We start from the raw sequence: 17,082 nt of genomic DNA on the forward strand, positions 1-17,082 counted from the left end.
AGCCCTGCCGAGGCGCCTGCCCCGAAGGAAGAGGCGTATTCTACCGGCTTTTTTTTATTCGTCAAGCGATTATTGTCACGCGAGCAAATTTTCTTTTGCCTACTTGATAAACATGCGTCGTCCCTGCCGGAATCTCTTTTTTCGAATCAGAAAGCTTTTCTCCATCAATTTTCACAGCACCTTGATTTATCATGCGAATGGCTTCAGATGTACTGGCAGTCAATCCAGCATCTTTCAATAAATTTGCAATACCATACCCTTTCCCTTCATTACTCAATTCTATTTCATCCATCTCATCCGGTATGGCTCCACGCTGAAATCTCGCTTCGAAATTTTCCAAAGCTTTTTTAGCTGCTGCGGCATTATGGAAACGTTCGATAATTTCTTGTGCCAGTTTGACTTTATAATCGCGTGGGTTTGCGCCCTGCTCACATGCCTGTGTCCATTGTTTTATTTCAGATATAGACCTGAAACTCAATAATTCAAAATAACGCCACATCAATTCATCTGATATTGACATCAATTTACCAAACATGTCGTCAGGGGAATCAGCAATGCCTATATAGTTATTGAGTGATTTGGACATTTTCTGGACGCCGTCCAACCCTTCAAGAATTGGCATGGTCATAACGACTTGCGGCTTTTGGCCAAAAACTTCTTGCAACTGCCGCCCAACCAATAAGTTAAACTTTTGATCGGTGCCGCCCAACTCTACATCCGCTTTCATAGCCACGGAATCATAACCTTGTATTAACGGGTAAAGGAACTCGTGAATTGCAATAGGCTGGCCACTTTTAAAACGCTTGTTGAAATCATCCCGTTCCAGCATGCGTGCCACTGTATGTTTAGCAGCCAATTGGATTAGATCAGCGGGCGACATTGCATTCATCCAGCTTGAATTAAACATCACCAATGTCTTGGCAGGATCCAAAATCTTAAAAATCTGTTCTTCATAGGTTTTCGCATTCTCGATAACTTCATCGCGCGTCAGCGGTTTGCGAGTAGCATTTTTTCCTGTCGGATCACCTATCATGCCGGTAAAGTCGCCAATCAGAAACAAAACTTCGTGTCCAACATCCTGGAACTGCTTTAGTTTATTGATAAGCACCGTATGCCCCAGGTGCAGATCTGGCGCAGTCGGATCAAAACCGGCTTTAATACGAAGAGGCCTTCCTTCTTCCAGCTTTTTAACCAACTCCTGCTCAACCAAAACCTCATCAGCACCTCTAAGAAGGTGGGCTAATACTTCCTCTTGCAATGTCTTTCTCCGCTATCGAGTATGTAAAAAATATTATTATAGGATTATTGAACCACTCCATAGAATAAATCTTTATATCGTCTATTATTTGGTAAAACCTTTAAAAACCCTTAAAATGGATCGGGAAGTTTCTCGACAAAGCACGCTTTACTTATGTTTCAATAACTTAGCTATAATCTCGTGAAAAAAAGAATTTATACGACCTTGTTCTTGGGAATAAGCGCAGCCTTTACAGCAACTACCAGTTATGCACAAACACTACCGACTCATAAAAGCGGGACGACTAAAACTGTTGCTTTATCAACTAGGCACTCCGGACACGCGAAATCTGTTAAAAAGAGAAATACCGCTGCTTCTAAAACAGGCAACAAAAGACAGGTTATAGCTTCAACCATTAAGAAGCATGATGCATCCTCTGCCTCTAAAAATCACAAGAAATATATAGCTTCGTCTAAGCTTAATAAAAAATCCCATCTCCAAACAACTGCTAAGGAACAATCCCAGGCGTTATCCCAATTAAGCCATCGAAAGCGCTCAGTAATTACACACCATTCAATCAAGACAACTCCAATTCATATTGCTGACAATAAAACGCGTCTGCAGGAAAGCCCTACTAATATTTCTCGCTTGGATCTAGGCGAATATCAACCGGGCCATACTGCCGAATCCTATGAGCCGTTCGAAAAAGAAGCATCATTGCAGATGCGAAATCAAAACTCCAACCATAAAACTGCCAGTGCGCATGTCACTATTGAGACATCTTTATTCCTAGACGGACTGGATGCTGGACTATCAAAAGAATTGATCATGCAACTTACTGATATTTTCGCTTGGGATATCGATTTTGCGACTAATCTAAGGAATGGTGATTATTTCACTGTTGTTTATGAAAAAAAGGTTGTTAATGGCAAAGAGACCAATACCGACGAAATCATTGCTGCGCAATTCACCAATCAGGGATCAACATACACAGCAGTTCGATACATAGATGAAACAGGTAGAGCCAATTACTACACACCTGATGGCCAGTCTATGCAAAAGGCTTTCTTGAGTACCCCCGTCGATTTTGCTCGCATCAGTTCTCATTTTGACCTGAACCGTAAGCATCCCATATTGAATAGAATTCGCGCACACAAAGGTGTCGATTATGCCGCCAGGACTGGCACACCTGTAAAAACCACGGGCGATGGTGAAGTTATTTTCAGCGGACGCAAAGGCGGTTATGGACAAGTTGTCATCATTAAGCATGGGGATCACTATGAAACTCTTTACGCGCATCTTTCCAACTTTAAAAAGGGCCTACAGGTCGGCAGCCACGTCAAACAAGGCGATGTTATCGGTTATATAGGCCAGACAGGCTTGGCTACCGGCCCTCATTTACATTATGAATTCCATGTTGATGGTGTTTATCGCAATCCGGAAACAGTAAAACTGCCGAATTCCTTGCCGATCGGTGAAAACTTACTGGCTGACTTCAAATCACAAACGCAACCTTTATTAGCTCAACTGAATCAGATTAAAGCTAAGAGTTTGTTTGCAAAAACACAATCTCAATATAATTAAAAAAACCAATGTCTGAGCTTTATGTTGGCCTGATGTCCGGAACCAGTCTTGATGGTATCGATGCAAGCCTTATTGATTTTGAAAACCATAAAACTCAGCTTATTGCATTCGATTATTTACCTTTCTCGTCTGACATCAGAAACGCAATCCAACGGCTTAACGAACCTGAAACATTGATTTCCCTCAAAGATTATGGCGCTCTGGATACGCGTCTTGGGCATTTATTCGCAGAGGCTGTCAACTCGCTGCTCGCTAAGGCCCAGGTTCCCGCATCATCTGTCCTAGCAATCGGCAGCCATGGCCAAACGATTTACCATGCGCCTGACATTCAATTTCCGTTTTCTTTGCAAATTGGCGACCCGAACATCATTGCCGAAAAAACCGGCATTACTACGGTGGCGGATTTCAGGCGCCGCGATATTGCCGTAAACGGACAAGGGGCTCCCTTAGTTCCTGCTTTTCATAAGGCCGTATTTAATCATCCGACCGAGCATCGTTGCATTGTCAATATTGGTGGTATAGCCAATATTACGGTCTTGCCCGCCTATCAATCGTCCAAAGTCATAGGATTCGATACAGGACCGGGAAACACATTAATGGACTTATGGATTAATCAACACCGCAATCTGGCGTATGATAAAAACGGTGATTGGGCCAGAACCGGTAAGATTAACTATGATTTAGTGTCATATTTAAAACAAGATGCCTACTTTAGTGCTCTGCCACCTAAAAGCACAGGTAAGGAATATTTCTCACTGTCGTGGTTGAATGAAAAGATTAAATCAGCAAACTATAAAGCTGAAGATATTCAGGCCAGTTTGTGTTTCTTAACAGCCATTACTATTTGTGAAGCTATTCAAAAATATGCGCCTTTGACGGAACGTGTGCTGATTTGCGGCGGCGGCATACATAATGTCTATCTATTAGAACTAATTCGGCAAAACCTTAACTGCCCTGTTAACTCAACGGAGCCATATGGAATTCATCCAGACCATGTGGAAGCCATAGCATTTGCATGGCTGGCCAGGCAGACTTTAAACCATCAGCCTGGCAATCTTAAAGAAGTGACTGGAGCAAATAAAGCGGTAATTCTGGGTGGGCTTTATCGAGGCAATGAAGCCGTCTGATAGGAAAGGCGGCCAATTGGCCGCCCAGCAAGCAGCGTTACGCTGAGAACGAGGACCCGCAACCGCAGGTAGTTGTGGCATTAGGATTGCGGATCACAAACTGAGACCCCGATAAATCTTCTTTATAGTCAATTTCTGCACCGGTTAAATACTGAATACTCATGGAGTCAATCAGAACCGTTACGCCTCCGTTTTCGACCAGTGTATCGTCTTCATTCACTTCTTCATCAAAAGTAAAACCATATTGAAACCCTGAACAGCCACCGCCTGAGACATAGACCCGCAGTTTCAGGTTGTCATTGCCTTCCTCGGCAATCAGTTCACCTACTTTAGCGGCAGCACTGTCAGTAAAAATAATTGGATCGGACATAATACAAATATTAAGCAATTGAAATTAAGTTAAATTATGACTATACCTAGCATTTTAGTCAACAATTATGGATAGAGCGCCACTATCTTCAACCCGTGCTCTTCTGCCAGGTCAAACATCAGATTCATATTCTGAATCGCCTGTCCGGCTGCACCTTTTACCAGGTTATCGATAACCGACAATACTACAATTGTCCGACCACCCTGCGGTTGATGTACAGCGATCTGGCACATGTTGCTGCCTCTTACATTTCGCGTATCCGGATGAGCACCGTTAGGCAATACATCGACAAAATGCTCCTGGGCATATCTTTTTTCATACAGGGCTTGTATGTCTTGCAAATCGGCACCTGCTTGACTATACAAAGTTGCATGAATCCCGCGAATCATTGGCGTTAGATGCGGAACAAATGTTAAACCGACTGACTTTCCTGCCGCGATCTCAAGGCCCTGCCTGATCTCCGGTAAATGTCGATGCCCGCTGACGGCGTAAGCTTTGAAACTCTCACCGGTTTCACTCATCAATGTAGCCAGTTCAGCCTTGCGTCCGGCGCCGCTGACGCCGGATTTCACATCGGCAATCAGTTGAGCGGTATCAATCAAGCCTTGCTCAATCAGCGGCAAAAAACCCAACTGTACCGCAGTCGGGTAACAGCCAGGGCAGGCCACCAGGCGAGCCGTTTTTATTGCTGCGCGGTTAACTTCCGGCAGGCCATAAACAGCCTCGGCAATTAAATCAGGACTGGCATGCTGCATGCCATACCATTTTTCCCAATCCTTGACATTTTTAATCCTGAAATCCGCCGACAGATCGATCACCTTGACGCCGCGCGCCAGCAACTGCTCAGCCATCTGCATTGCCGTGCCGTTAGGCGTAGCGAAAAAAACCACATCGCATGTAGCCAGTGTTTCCTCATCAGGCAGGCTGAATATCGCATCAATAGAGCCTCTCAAGCTCGGATAAAGCGCGTCCACTCTCAACCCTGCGTCCGAACGCGACGTTACGACTGCCACATCAACTTCCGAATGCGAAGCCAAAATCCGCAATAATTCCACGCCTGTGTAGCCGGTTCCGCCTACAATACCTGCACGAATCATCTATTTTTTATCTCCAACAGAAAAACAACCAGTGCATATGATACCTGGAACCCGATCCAGTATAATTATTTTTCTTTACTCAAAGGCGGATTAGGCATTATCGTTTTGTTTCAAAACGTTGTATCTATAAAAACTCATCCATTTTGCCTGAGACTTACAAAATGATCGCCATCGAAATTAACGAAAGCGGTACACCTGAAGTTTTAAAGCCAACAGAACGCCCCATCCCCTCGCCTTCAGCAGACCAAGTATTGATAAAAGTGGCTGCAGCCGGCATTAACAGGCCCGATGTCATGCAGCGTAAAGGGCTGTATCCACCGCCACCGGGTGCTTCTGATATTCCGGGCTTGGAAATTGCAGGAACCGTAGAAGCAATCGGCGAAAACCCAACCCGTCTGAAGGAAGGCGATCAAGTCTGCGCATTGGTAACGGGCGGCGGTTATGCCGAATACTGCCTGGCTTCAGCCGATCTATGCTTGCCCATACCCAAGAACATGAGCCTGATCGAAGCGGCAGCTCTGCCGGAAGCCTTTTTTACCGTATGGAGTAATGTATTTGACCGGGCCCGGCTTTCCGCCGGTGAAACTTTATTTGTCCACGGCGGCTCCAGTGGCATAGGCACGACGGCTATCCAATTGGGCAAAGCGTTTGATGCAAAAGTTTTCGTCACAGCAGGTTCTGAAGCTAAATGCCGATTCTGCACAGAACTCGGCGCGGACGCGGCGATTAACTACAACGAACAGGACTTTGTCGAGGAAGTCAGACAATTAACCGGCGGCAATGGCGTCGATGTCATGCTCGACATGATTGGCGGCGATTATTTTCCGCGTAATCTAAAATGCATGGCCTTTGATGCCCGCTTAGTGCAAATCGCGGTACAAAGGGGCCCGAAATCAGAAATCGACCTGCTGCCCATCATGCTGAAACGCCTCACTATTACCGGGTCGACACTGCGCGCCAGAGAAACTGCCTTTAAAGCCGATATCGCCAGGAATCTGCTTGAACAGGTCTGGCCTCTACTCGATTACGGTCAAATAAATCCTATAATTCACGCTACTTTTCCATTAGCAGAGGCAGCTAAAGCCCATGCACTCATGGAAAGCAGTCAACACATCGGCAAAATCATCTTAACGGTATAAAAACATGAGCTACACCACTTTGATTTCGGCAGACACACTCAACCAACATCTCAATGATCCTAACTGGGTTATTTTTGACTGCCGTTTCTCATTAGCCGACGCGAATGTCGGCGCCAGAGCCTATCGCCAAGGCCATCTTCCCAATGCCCGCTATGCGCATTTAAACAATGACTTATCTTCAGAAGTCACTGACTTGACCGGCCGCCATCCGTTGCCGTCTTTTTCTTTATTGGCCCAAAAACTAGGACAATGGGGCGTAACCAATCAAAGTCAGGTTGTAGCTTACGATGATGCCGGCGGCGCTTTCGCAGGCCGCCTGTGGTGGCTATTACGCTGCATGGGCCATGACAAAGTTGCTGTGCTGGATGGCGGCATTAAGCATTGGCAAAAGCAAGGCTATGCATTAACCACAACACTGCCGGTCGTTAAACCTGCCATTTTCAGAATGTATCTTGACGAAAACCAATGGTTGAATGCCGCACAGGTGCGTGACCAATTGGCTGCAAAAGCCATTAAATTGATTGATGCCAGAACGCCTGAGCGTTATCGTGGCCAGCAGGAGACTATCGATCCTGTTGCAGGCCATATACCTAGCGCATTAAATCGCGCATTTCAGTTAAATCTCAACGCTAATGGCTTATTTTTACCTGCTGATGCATTACGCGAACAATTCAAGCAACTGTTAGACAATACGCCCCCGAAACAAACCGTGCATATGTGCGGCTCTGGCGTCACGGCCTGTCATAATCTGCTGGCTATGGAGCACGCCGGATTAACCGGTTCTAAACTTTATGCCGGCTCCTGGAGCGACTGGATTAGAGACAAAAACCGGGCTGTTGCCGTAGCTTAGCTTTTCAACAAAGGCATTGCATGCCGGGATAAACCAGCATAAAGCTCTGGCATGCAATGCAAGAATCTTAGGCTCCTTAGAAATTCACCTTCCAGTAATAGTCCAGGAAAAATCCTGCGAAAACGGCCATACCAAACCAATTGTTATTCAAAAAGGCTTTGAAACACTGAGTTTTTTCCCGGCGGAAAATCAGCATCTGTTGATAAATGGACAAGCCTGCGGCAATCAGCAGCCCGCTATAATAAAACCAGCCCAAGCCTTTCATTTGTCCGACAGCGATCAACAGACCAAGAATGATGATCTGCAAAATTGCCATAATGTGCCGATCATATTCACCAAATAAAATGGCGGTTGATTTAACGCCTATTTTTAAGTCATCGTCTTTATCGACCATGGCATACATAGTGTCATACACCAGCGCCCATAAAATCGTGGCCAAGTACATAACCCAGGCCACAGCAGGAATACTATTCATCTGCGCAGTAAACGACATCGGTACCGCCCAGCCGAAAGCTATGCCCAAATAAGCTTGCGGCAAATGGGTGTAGCGTTTCATAAAAGGATAACTGGCTGCCAGAAAGGCCGCGATAAAGGATAGCAGTACCGTGTATGTGTTCAGCAACAATACCAGACCAAAAGAGAGCAGGCACAGCACGACAAAAACAATCAAAGCTTCCTCAGGCTTAACCTTGCCGGCAGCGATTGGCCGTAGCTTGGTGCGTTCAACATGCGGATCAAATTCGCGATCAGCGTAATCATTGATTACGCAACCGGCCGCCCGCATCAGCACCACGCCCAGGCAGATAACAGTCAAGACCAGCAAGTCGGGCTTGCCGTTACCAGCAGCCCAAAGCGCCCAGAGCGCCGGCCATAATAAAATCAATATGCCGATAGGCTTGTCGAATCGTGCCAACAACCAGTACTGACTGGCTCTATCCTTTATCGTGTCTATTGTCACTACCTTTACCTTTTAGTGATTTCAATTGTTCAACCTAGCTTCGAAAGGAACTCAATCACCTTGCTTTAAGCCATTCGTTTTCAAGCGTGAATTTTACTAAAAATGCTATTATAGCTTTTTTGTTTTGACGAGCACTTGTGCCCAATGGATAGGTAATCATGAGCGTAAAAATTTATCACAACCCGCGTTGCAGTAAATCCCGCCAAACCCTGGAATTATTACAAGCACGGGGCATTGAGCCTGAGGTAATCGAATATTTGAAAACGCCTCCTAGCGTTGCAGAACTAAATAATATTCTGGAAAAACTGGGCATGGAGCCTCGTGAATTAATGCGTAAAAAAGAAGCCGAATACAAAACTGCCGGCCTGGATGATGAATCATTGGACCGCCAAGCACTGATCAGTGGCATGGTAGACAATCCTATATTGATCGAACGTCCTATTGTGATTGCCAATGGCAAAGCCGCTATTGGCCGTCCGCCGGAAAATGTACTGGATATTTTGTAGCATTTAAATTCTATAGAGAATTATATCTTTCCTTCTTTCTCTAAAGGAAAGACTAAAGTGGCTAATCATTAATGAATTCACTTTTTAAACCACAGCTTCCATCATGACGAAAATCTTGGTTCTCTATTTTTCACGCCACGGAACCACAGCCGAAATGGCCAATCATATCGCTCGCGGCGTTGAATTGATTGACGGTGTTGAAGCGGTACTCAGAACCGTTCCCGACGTGTCGAGCGTCTGTGAGAAAGTCGCAGCAAGCATTCCAGATCACGGCGCACCTTATGCCACACTGGAGGATTTAAAAAACTGCGACGGACTTGCGCTAGGCAGCCCTACCCATTTTGGCAATATGGCAGCACCGTTAAAATATTTTATCGACAGTACGACCGAAATCTGGTTTTCGGGCGCATTATCCGGCAAGCCAGCCGGTGTATTTACTTCTACTGGCAGTATGCATGGGGGCCAGGAAAGCACATTGCTATCAATGATGCTGCCATTGATGCATCACGGTATGCTCATATTAGGCCTACCTTACACTGAAACGGCCCTGCGTGAGACAACATCCGGAGGCACTCCCTACGGACCGAGCCATGTGTCATTAAACAATGCAGTGTTAAGTGATCAGGAAAAAAAATTATGCCGTGCTATTGGTACTCGCTTGGCTAAAACGGCGCAGTATATAAAACAAGGCTCATGAAAATAAAAACGATCTATTATCATTCTATGGCTTTGGCTGGCTTTTTCGGCCTGTTTGTCTTGCTGATGCTGTGGCCTACCATTCTAGTTCCTTCGGTGCACTTTCCTGTTGCCTTAGTGTTATTAATTACCGTTATCCCATTATTGCTACCGATGCGCGGATTGCTGAATAGAAATCGGAAAAGCTGCGCCTGGGCTGCCTACATCAGCCTTATCTATTTTGTACACGGCTCTGCTGAAGCGTATGCCAACACGGATGAACGTTTGTACGCCTCTTTGGAAATCATGCTAAGTTTGATGCTTTTTCTCGGTTCGACATTCTATGTCCGCTTTTCAGGAAATCACAGCTGATAATGGCAAAGCAACTCCCCTTACATTTTGAATTCAGGGCCAATCAGACGTTTAATAATTTCTACCCTGGAGAAAACGAAGAAATTATCAATCATTTGCAAAACTGTATTGCAGGTACTGGCGAACAGCTTATTTTTCTCTGGGGCAATCATGGGCTGGGAAAAAGTCATTTATTGCAAGCCTGCTGTTGCCAGGCCTATGTTCTAGGGTTAAATTCATTCTATTTCTCTTTTTCGAGATCAGCCCTACCTGACCCAGCTATGCTTAATGGACTTGAGGAAATCGATGTCGTCTGCTTTGACAATATTGAGCATTTAGCGGGAGATCCAACTTGGGAGATGGCTTTTTTTAATTTTTTCAATGACCATCGCGACCGCGGCCACAAACTTATCCTATCTAGCCATCGTGCACCTAACGACATTGCTATTCAGTTGCCAGATCTTAAAACCCGGCTTAATTGGGGACTGGCATTAAAAATCCAGCCTTTAGCTGATCATAACAGAATCGCGGCTTTAACCTTTAAAGCCAATCAAATGGGCTTTGAGATTTCTCCTAAGGCCGGGCGCTTCTTATTGACACACTATGCCAGAGACTTGGCTTCATTGTGGGCCCTGCTGGAAAAGTTGGATCAGGCATCATTGGCTGCCAAGCGGAAGCTGACCATTCCATTCTTAAAACAGATTATGGACGGCAACCATGCCTGACAAAATACTAATCATTGGTGCTGGCGCCATTGGCGCATTCTATGGTGCGCTATTGGCTAAAGCAGGCGCTGATGTCTCGGTCGTCTGCCGCTCCGATTACGAACATGTCAAACAGCATGGCTTTATTATCAACAGCAATGATCTTGGCAGATGGACTTTCACCCCATCCCAAGTGCTAAAAAATGCGGCGGACTTTAAAGGCATGGCGGATTATGTTTTACTCTGTACAAAAGTGCTTCCCGATATTGATTTGGCTGCATTGGTTCGCCCTGCAGTGACTGCCGAAACAGCTATTGTATTCATTCAGAATGGTGTTGAAATCGAGCAGACGATGCTGACGGCTTTCCCCGACAATGAAGTCATCAGCGGTCTGGCGTTTATTTGCAGTAATCGGATAAATCCCGGAGAGATATTACATTTAGCTTATGGCCATCTGGCACTAGGCAATTTGCCCGGTTTCATCAGCAGCAAGACCATAAGACTTTGCGAATTATTTGTTCGATCCGGCATTGAATGCGAAGCAACTGAAAATATTGTTACCCGACGCTGGCAAAAATGCATCTGGAATGCGCCTTTTAATCCATTATCAGTTCTATCGGGCGGCCTGCCGACCCTTGATATTTTACGATCTCAGGAAACTTTCGTGCGCCATATCATGCAGGAGATTTTCAGCATTGCTGAAGCCTGCGGGCATTCTCTGCCCGAGGATATTATTGACATCAATATCAACAATACTTATGCCATGCCACCTTATAAAACCAGCATGTTACTGGATTATGAAAACGGCCATCCTATGGAAACGGAAGTTATCTTAGGCAACGCGCTACGTGCTGGCAAACGGGAAGGTATTGCGTGTCCTTATCTGGAATCCGTCTATAGCTTGATGAAACTCCGGGAATTAAAGCTCAATCAATCGGCATAAAAAATGTAGTCTGCGGTATATGGAACGCGTTTTTCGCTGCCTAGATGATTAGCATCGCATCCGGATAAAGGCGGGAGCCCTCCATGCGTGTTAACTCGATTGATATATTTCACATTCGAAAACAAGCCGCTGCCTTTGTGTTCTATAACTTCAACCAGTAGCCAGGAAATAGATGTCTCTGGAGCAATATCGACTTTATTGACTATCCGTCCGACAACACGACTGCCTTCTTTATACTCCCATATAGGCCCGGCATAGTGATTCCCAACAATCTGACCTTGAGCATCATATAAGCGGGCATCAGGCGCCTGTATTTTCCAGAAATATTTATTGTTATCTACTGAACACTGGTAAATCTGATCACCCTTCGCATGCGCGGATAAAACAGGTTTATTGCCAATTGGCACTCGAATTTGCTCAGGTATCGAGGGATCAGCATTGACAGTTCCCAATAACACTCCCCAAACAAACATTATTTTTTTAATCATGTGCTTCACCATGGTAATTGAGTTCCGTCATACTTAATAAAGCTGCCTGATTGCGATAAAGCAAAATTGTCTATCACGGAACGCATGCCAGACACACTCTCATCAGCTTCAATCAAAGCGTTGATACCGCCCATGTCCGTTTTAACCCAACCTGGATGTAAAATAAGCACACCGACAGATTGCTCTTTAAGATCAAGCGCTAAAGACTTCATTGCAGCATTAAGTGCAGCCTTGCTTGAACGATATAAAATACTACCACCGCCTGTATTATCGGCAATACTGCCCATTAGACTACTTATGCTGACGATTAACTTTTTTTCGCTGCGTTTGATTTGCGGCAGAAAAGCTTCCGCCATTTTAACAGGCGCCTGAGTATTAATAAGAAACGATTTAGTCCATGCCTGGTAATCCAACTGACCAAAAGCATGTTTTCGGTCATCGGCATAAAGACCGGCGTTATTGATCAGTACATCAATCGATAAATTGGCTAATTTATGCGCAAGCATTCCAATCTGCTCAAAATCAGAAACATCTAAAGTTTCTATCTGCACATTACTTTGTAAGCTCGCGAGATTGTTTAACTCAAACGCATCCTCTGGATTGCGGCAACAAGCAATGACAGTCCAGCCAGTTTGCGCATATTGACGGCAAAACTCAAGACCTAAACCACGACTTGCACCAGTAATTAAAACTGTAGCCATTCTATTACTCCCAATAAAAAAAGCCTTCTGCATTTTAGGATACAGAAGGCTTCTATCAGTTCAGAATTTAAGCTGAGAAGTTTTTAGCTACAAAATCCCAATTAACTAATGACCAGAAATGATCTACATAAGATGGACGTGCATTACGGTAATCAATGTAATAAGCATGCTCCCAAACATCGCAGGTCATCAGAGGCGTTTGTCCTGTAGTTAATGGGCAACCTGCATTACTGGTACTAACAATGGCTAAACTGCCGTCAGCGTTTTTTACCAGCCAGGCCCAACCTGAGCCAAATGTGGTGATAGCGCATTTAGTGAATTCTTCTTTAAATTTTTCAAATGAGCCAAAGGCAGCATTAATAGCATCGGCTAAAGCACCTGTAGGCTGACCGCCACCATTAGGCGTCAGGCAGTTCCAGTAAAATGTATGATTCCAGACTTGAGCCGCATTATTGAAAATGCCGCCAGAAGATTTGACGATGATTTCTTCTAAAGATAAACCTTCGAATTCAGTTCCAGGAATGAGATTATTCAGATTAGTTACATAAGCTTGGTGATGCTTTCCATAATGGTACTCTAGGGTTTCTTCTGAAATATGGGGAGCTAGTGCATCTTTAGCATAAGGTAAAGCAGGAAGTTCGAAAGCCATTTGATTCTCCTTATAAAATACGTTAAGAATTGTTGCTAATTAGTCAGTCTACAACAGAATATAAATACCAAGTAATTTAATAAACTATTACTTTAGCACTGCTAGGCAATTAAATAAAGTAAGACGTACTTAACTCTTCTTTAACTTTCCATAATCAAAAAATATTATATTGCCTCCAATATTTTTGATTATGGTTAGAGTATTAAAGTTATCTTATAATTCATATTTTTATATGAGAGTATGTCATGCCAACTAAAACTAACTTACCCCTTCCCGCTCAAGTTGAAGCAGGCAAAAGCTATTCATGGTGCAGCTGCGGATTAAGTCAAACCATGCCTTTATGTGATGGCGCACATAAAGGGGCTTCAGATAAAAAACCAGTCACTTTTGTAGCAGAGGAGACTAAAACGGTTTATCTGTGCGCCTGCACAGCATCGCAAACTCCTCCTCGGTGCGATGGCAGCCATTGCAAATAAGAATCTGTTTATTATGGCCATAGAAGTAGAACATAAATTTTTACTTGCCAATAATGATTGGCGCAAACAAATTAAACGCTCTATAAGATATCGACAAGGCTATTTAAGCTCTGTTGAGACTAGTTCAATCAGAATCCGAATCAGTGATGAGCAAGCCTGGTTAAATATAAAAAGCGCAACCATCGGCACACATAGGCACGAATATGAATATGAAATTCCGCTATCTGATGCCAATGAAATCTTAAGCAACCTGTGCAAAAAGCCTCTAATAGAAAAAACCCGTCATTTTGTCACTAATGATACCAACATTTGGGAAATAGATGAGTTTGAAGGGGAAAATCAGGGGTTGGTTATCGCTGAAATTGAGCTATCGGAAGAAGGGCAATCTTTCTCAAAACCTGACTGGTTAGGCGAGGAAGTGACCTATGATTTGCGTTATTACAACAATAATCTTGCGATTCATCCTTATTCAGAATGGTGCAAAAACTAAATCTTTCATACATATATTGAAATAAACGGCAATTTGCTCTATAGTTGCCGTATGAAAAAAACAACTTTTGTTGCATTATTACTACTATCAGCTCAATGTTTTGCAGACACCCTTAACGCTTCTCTGCAAAGCATTGAGACTGAATGGGCAGCTATTTATTATAACACTCCAAAATCAAAACAAAGTCCGGCTTATCATCAACTCCTCAATAAGTTAATGACTTTATCCGAACAATATCCAAATGACGCTGATCTTATGTTCTGGCAAGCTGTTGTAAAAGCTACAAATGCCGATCATCAAGATGCACTTACTGCACTCGATGCAATTAAAGAGGCTCGATCGCTATTAGTCAAAGCCATACAGATAAATCCAGAAACCATGAACGGATCTGCTTATGTCACCTTAGGCACACTTTACTATATGGCACCTAAATGGCCTATTTCATTTGGTGACGATAAAACTGCTCAAGAAATGTTAGAAGCAGCGCTCCAGATCAATCCTAATGGCATAGACAGCAACTACTTCTATGGTGATTTCCTTTTATCACACGACAAAACTGATGAAGCTATAAAATATTTCGAAAAAGCAGCGACATCTCCTGCACGCGATAACCAACTTTATGCAGACAACCAACTCAGAACAGAAGCGAATCTTGCTTTAAAAAATGCAAAAGAGCGAAAAGTCAACAACTCAAAAGGCTTATTTCTGTCTTTATTTAATTAGCAAATACTAAATGCATAAGCGCATTATTTAGCAAACCTATAGCGGGAGCAGTAAGTTTTGAACGATTAAAACTCTACGCGCACCATTAAAATAATTAATAGTGTCTCTCGCAAAACTCAATGTTTTATCGACTACCACTTTCTGCTAAGATGCGCATTAAATTAATCAATTTTCCCTGTAACTTTCCTGGTAATAATTATGACTTTTGTAGTCACTGAAAACTGTATTAAATGCAAATTTACGGACTGCGTTGATGTATGCCCTGTAGATTGCTTTCGTGAAGGCCCTAATTTTCTAGTAATCGATCCAGATGAATGCATTGATTGCACATTGTGCGAACCTGAATGCCCAGCCAATGCAATCTTTTCCGAGGATGAGTTACCGGCAGGACAGGAAATCTTTCTTGAACTCAATGCCAAACTATCCAAAGAATGGCCCGTTATTACCGAAGTCAAAGCCCCTCTGCCAGACGCAGAAGAATGGAACGGTAAACAAGCCAAAATTGACTTACTTGAAAAATAAAAACTTATCTTTTTTATCCTTCAGACATAAAAAAAGCCGGTTAAACCGGCTTTTTTTATGTCTGAAGATTAATCTTCAATAGTATTCACTTCAGGTCTGTCAACTAGTTCGACGTAAGCCATAGGCGCATTATCACCAGGCCTAAATCCACATTTCATAATACGTAAATAACCACCCGCTCTATTTTGATAACGTGGACCAAGCTCATTGAATAACTTGGTTACAACTTCACGATCACGCAATCTTGAGAATGCGAGGCGCCTTTTGGCCACATTATCTACTTTAGATAAAGTAATCAAAGGCTCGGCAAAGCTTCTTAATTCCTTAGCTTTTGGTAAAGTAGTTTTAATTAGTTCATGTTTAAATAATGAGCTAGCCATGTTGCTAAATAGCGCCTTACGATGACTACTATTTATATTGAATTTTCTACCGGATTTACGATGTCTCATTGTAAGAAGACCTAAAGTTAGTTAATTTACTGCGTGGTTTTGATCTGCCAGGTTTTCAGGGGGCCAATTTTCCAGGCGCATACCCAGAGACAAACCTTTTAAGGCAAGAATGTCTTTTATTTCTGTTAAAGATTTTTTGCCAAGATTTGGAGTTTTTAATAATTCAACCTCAGTTCTTTGAATTAAATCTCCAATATAAAAAATATTCTCAGCTTTCAAACAATTAGCAGAACGCACTGTCAATTCAAGATCATCGACAGGACGAAGAAGAACAGGGTCAAAAATTTCTTCAACCTCTACCGGCTCTTCTGCTTGCTGATCACTTACCTTCTCAAAATCAACAAAAACAGATAACTGATCATGGAGTATAGTCGCAGCAAGTTTGATTGTTTCTTCTGGATCTACAGTTCCATTTGTTTCCAGCTCGATAATTAACTTATCCAAATTTGTTCGCTGTTCTACACGCGTACTTTCAACCTGATAAGCCACTTTAACAATTGGACTATAGGAAGCATCTAGTTGGAGAGCACCAACTACTGAACTGTGATCAGAATTTGCTTTACGAGCACTAACAGGCTCATACCCTCTTCCTCTACGCACCCTGATCTTCATATTTAATACGCCAGTTTGAGTCAAATTGGCGATTACCAGTTCAGGATTTATAATTTCAACATCATGAGGAACATTTATATCAGCTGCCGTAACGCAACCTGCGCCAGTTTTAGTAAGAGTCAGCTCAACTTCATCTTTTGAGTGAAGCACAACCGCCAATTTCTTGAGATTCAGCAGAATATCAATTACATCTTCTTGAACACCTTCTATGGTTGTATACTCATGAAGAACACCCTCAATCTCAACATCTGTAACTGCACAACCTGGAATTGTAGATAACAGTACACGTCTCAAAGCATTGCCAAGAGAATGCCCAAAGCCGCGCTCAAGCGGTTCAATAACAATTTTTGAATGATTAGGTGTTTTACTTACAACCTCAACTAATCGAGGCTTCAATAAGCCAGAAATAGAATTCTGCATTTATATTCCTC

22 protein-coding genes are annotated in these 17,082 nt (G+C 43.3%); 13 read left to right on the top strand and 9 right to left on the bottom strand.

Annotation, left to right across the window (positions count from 1 at the left end):
• Nucleotides 1-61 precede the first annotated feature (61 nt).
• Nucleotides 62-1,258, bottom strand: coding sequence for a tyrosine--tRNA ligase (gene tyrS / locus IT781_RS17290; RefSeq protein WP_194971430.1), 1,197 nt, complete (start codon nt 1,256-1,258; stop codon nt 62-64).
• Nucleotides 1,259-1,438: 180 nt separating this feature from the next.
• Between tyrS and IT781_RS17295 the strand changes: the two genes are divergently transcribed.
• Together IT781_RS17295 and IT781_RS17300 are read left to right on the top strand one after the other, a co-directional pair.
• A complete protein-coding gene (locus tag IT781_RS17295) occupies nt 1,439-2,821 on the top strand; it encodes a peptidoglycan DD-metalloendopeptidase family protein (RefSeq protein WP_194971431.1) in 1,383 nt (460 codons plus the stop codon).
• Nucleotides 2,822-2,829: 8 nt separating this feature from the next.
• Nucleotides 2,830-3,948 (top strand): anhydro-N-acetylmuramic acid kinase, encoded by a 1,119-nt coding sequence (locus tag IT781_RS17300; protein ID WP_194971432.1) that lies wholly within the window; start codon nt 2,830-2,832, stop codon nt 3,946-3,948.
• Nucleotides 3,949-3,985: 37 nt separating this feature from the next.
• On the opposite strand, the gene erpA is transcribed toward IT781_RS17300, so the two are convergent.
• Together erpA and argC are read right to left on the bottom strand one after the other, a co-directional pair.
• Entirely contained in the window at nt 3,986-4,318 is a 333-nt protein-coding gene (gene erpA / locus IT781_RS17305; protein WP_194971433.1) for an iron-sulfur cluster insertion protein ErpA, read from the bottom strand.
• A gap of 65 nt (nt 4,319-4,383) precedes the next feature.
• The gene (argC, locus tag IT781_RS17310) at nt 4,384-5,415 is read right to left on the bottom strand and encodes an N-acetyl-gamma-glutamyl-phosphate reductase (protein WP_194971434.1); all 1,032 of its coding nucleotides are present in this window, start codon (nt 5,413-5,415) and stop codon (nt 4,384-4,386) included.
• 161 nt (nt 5,416-5,576) lie between these two features.
• Here argC and IT781_RS17315 point away from each other — a divergent pair, with 161 nt between their 5' ends.
• Nucleotides 5,577-6,554 carry an NAD(P)H-quinone oxidoreductase gene (locus IT781_RS17315; protein WP_194971435.1) on the top strand — a complete coding sequence of 326 codons (978 nt, stop codon included), beginning with the start codon at nt 5,577-5,579 and terminating at the stop codon, nt 6,552-6,554.
• 4 nt (nt 6,555-6,558) lie between these two features.
• Nucleotides 6,559-7,404, top strand: a complete 846-nt coding sequence (locus IT781_RS17320; RefSeq protein WP_194971436.1) for a sulfurtransferase — start codon at nt 6,559-6,561, stop codon at nt 7,402-7,404.
• A 76-nt stretch (nt 7,405-7,480) separates the two neighbouring features.
• Here IT781_RS17320 and ubiA read toward each other — a convergent pair whose 3' ends face one another.
• On the bottom strand, nt 7,481-8,356 hold the full coding sequence (ubiA, locus tag IT781_RS17325; protein ID WP_370527035.1) for a 4-hydroxybenzoate octaprenyltransferase: 876 nt from the start codon (nt 8,354-8,356) through the stop codon (nt 7,481-7,483).
• Nucleotides 8,357-8,520: 164 nt separating this feature from the next.
• Here ubiA and arsC point away from each other — a divergent pair, with 164 nt between their 5' ends.
• The 5 genes from arsC (at nt 8,521) to IT781_RS17350 (ending at nt 11,541) form a co-directional block, all read left to right on the top strand.
• On the top strand, nt 8,521-8,868 hold the full coding sequence (arsC, locus tag IT781_RS17330) for an arsenate reductase (glutaredoxin) (RefSeq protein WP_194971438.1): 348 nt from the start codon (nt 8,521-8,523) through the stop codon (nt 8,866-8,868).
• A gap of 103 nt (nt 8,869-8,971) precedes the next feature.
• Nucleotides 8,972-9,565: an NAD(P)H:quinone oxidoreductase gene (wrbA, locus tag IT781_RS17335; RefSeq protein ID WP_194971439.1), complete on the top strand. Its 594-nt coding sequence runs from the start codon at nt 8,972-8,974 to the stop codon at nt 9,563-9,565.
• Nucleotides 9,562-9,915, top strand: coding sequence for a DUF2069 domain-containing protein (locus IT781_RS17340; RefSeq protein ID WP_194971440.1), 354 nt, complete (start codon nt 9,562-9,564; stop codon nt 9,913-9,915). Before wrbA ends, IT781_RS17340 begins: the two co-directional genes overlap by 4 nt.
• Nucleotides 9,916-9,917: 2 nt before the next feature.
• Nucleotides 9,918-10,619, top strand: coding sequence for a DnaA regulatory inactivator Hda (hda, locus tag IT781_RS17345; RefSeq protein ID WP_194971441.1), 702 nt, complete (start codon nt 9,918-9,920; stop codon nt 10,617-10,619).
• Nucleotides 10,612-11,541, top strand: coding sequence for a ketopantoate reductase family protein (locus IT781_RS17350; RefSeq protein ID WP_194971442.1), 930 nt, complete (start codon nt 10,612-10,614; stop codon nt 11,539-11,541). Before hda ends, IT781_RS17350 begins: the two co-directional genes overlap by 8 nt.
• On the opposite strand, the gene IT781_RS17355 is transcribed toward IT781_RS17350, so the two are convergent.
• The 3 genes from IT781_RS17355 to sodB form a co-directional block, all read right to left on the bottom strand.
• On the bottom strand, nt 11,529-12,029 hold the full coding sequence (locus IT781_RS17355; protein ID WP_194971443.1) for a DUF3455 domain-containing protein: 501 nt from the start codon (nt 12,027-12,029) through the stop codon (nt 11,529-11,531). The two genes, IT781_RS17350 and IT781_RS17355, sit on opposite strands and share 13 nt — an antisense overlap.
• Before the next feature lie 5 nt (nt 12,030-12,034).
• Nucleotides 12,035-12,730, bottom strand: coding sequence for an SDR family oxidoreductase (locus IT781_RS17360; RefSeq protein ID WP_194971444.1), 696 nt, complete (start codon nt 12,728-12,730; stop codon nt 12,035-12,037).
• A gap of 67 nt (nt 12,731-12,797) precedes the next feature.
• On the bottom strand, nt 12,798-13,379 hold the full coding sequence (gene sodB / locus IT781_RS17365) for a superoxide dismutase [Fe] (RefSeq protein WP_194971445.1): 582 nt from the start codon (nt 13,377-13,379) through the stop codon (nt 12,798-12,800).
• A gap of 245 nt (nt 13,380-13,624) precedes the next feature.
• On the opposite strand from sodB, the gene IT781_RS17370 reads away from it, so the two are divergent.
• From IT781_RS17370 to fdxA, 4 genes are all read left to right on the top strand, one after another.
• Nucleotides 13,625-13,855: a CDGSH iron-sulfur domain-containing protein gene (locus IT781_RS17370; RefSeq protein ID WP_194971446.1), complete on the top strand. Its 231-nt coding sequence runs from the start codon at nt 13,625-13,627 to the stop codon at nt 13,853-13,855.
• Between the two features lie 13 nt (nt 13,856-13,868).
• Nucleotides 13,869-14,345 (top strand): CYTH domain-containing protein, encoded by a 477-nt coding sequence (locus IT781_RS17375; protein WP_194971471.1) that lies wholly within the window; start codon nt 13,869-13,871, stop codon nt 14,343-14,345.
• Nucleotides 14,346-14,396: 51 nt separating this feature from the next.
• Nucleotides 14,397-15,068 carry a hypothetical protein gene (locus tag IT781_RS17380; protein ID WP_194971447.1) on the top strand — a complete coding sequence of 224 codons (672 nt, stop codon included), beginning with the start codon at nt 14,397-14,399 and terminating at the stop codon, nt 15,066-15,068.
• A gap of 198 nt (nt 15,069-15,266) precedes the next feature.
• Complete coding sequence (gene fdxA / locus IT781_RS17385) at nt 15,267-15,590, top strand: ferredoxin FdxA (protein ID WP_194971448.1); 324 nt, start codon at nt 15,267-15,269, stop codon at nt 15,588-15,590.
• Between the two features lie 68 nt (nt 15,591-15,658).
• Here the strand turns inward: fdxA and rplQ are convergent, their stop codons facing one another.
• Together rplQ and rpoA are read right to left on the bottom strand one after the other, a co-directional pair.
• Complete coding sequence (rplQ, locus tag IT781_RS17390) at nt 15,659-16,039, bottom strand: 50S ribosomal protein L17 (protein ID WP_194971449.1); 381 nt, start codon at nt 16,037-16,039, stop codon at nt 15,659-15,661.
• Between the two features lie 21 nt (nt 16,040-16,060).
• Nucleotides 16,061-17,071: a DNA-directed RNA polymerase subunit alpha gene (gene rpoA, locus IT781_RS17395; protein WP_194971450.1), complete on the bottom strand. Its 1,011-nt coding sequence runs from the start codon at nt 17,069-17,071 to the stop codon at nt 16,061-16,063.
• Nucleotides 17,072-17,082 lie beyond the last annotated feature (11 nt).

The sequence above is a fragment of the Methylobacter sp. BlB1 genome (assembly GCF_015476545.1).
Taxonomy (GTDB): Bacteria; Pseudomonadota; Gammaproteobacteria; order Methylococcales; family Methylomonadaceae; genus Methylobacter.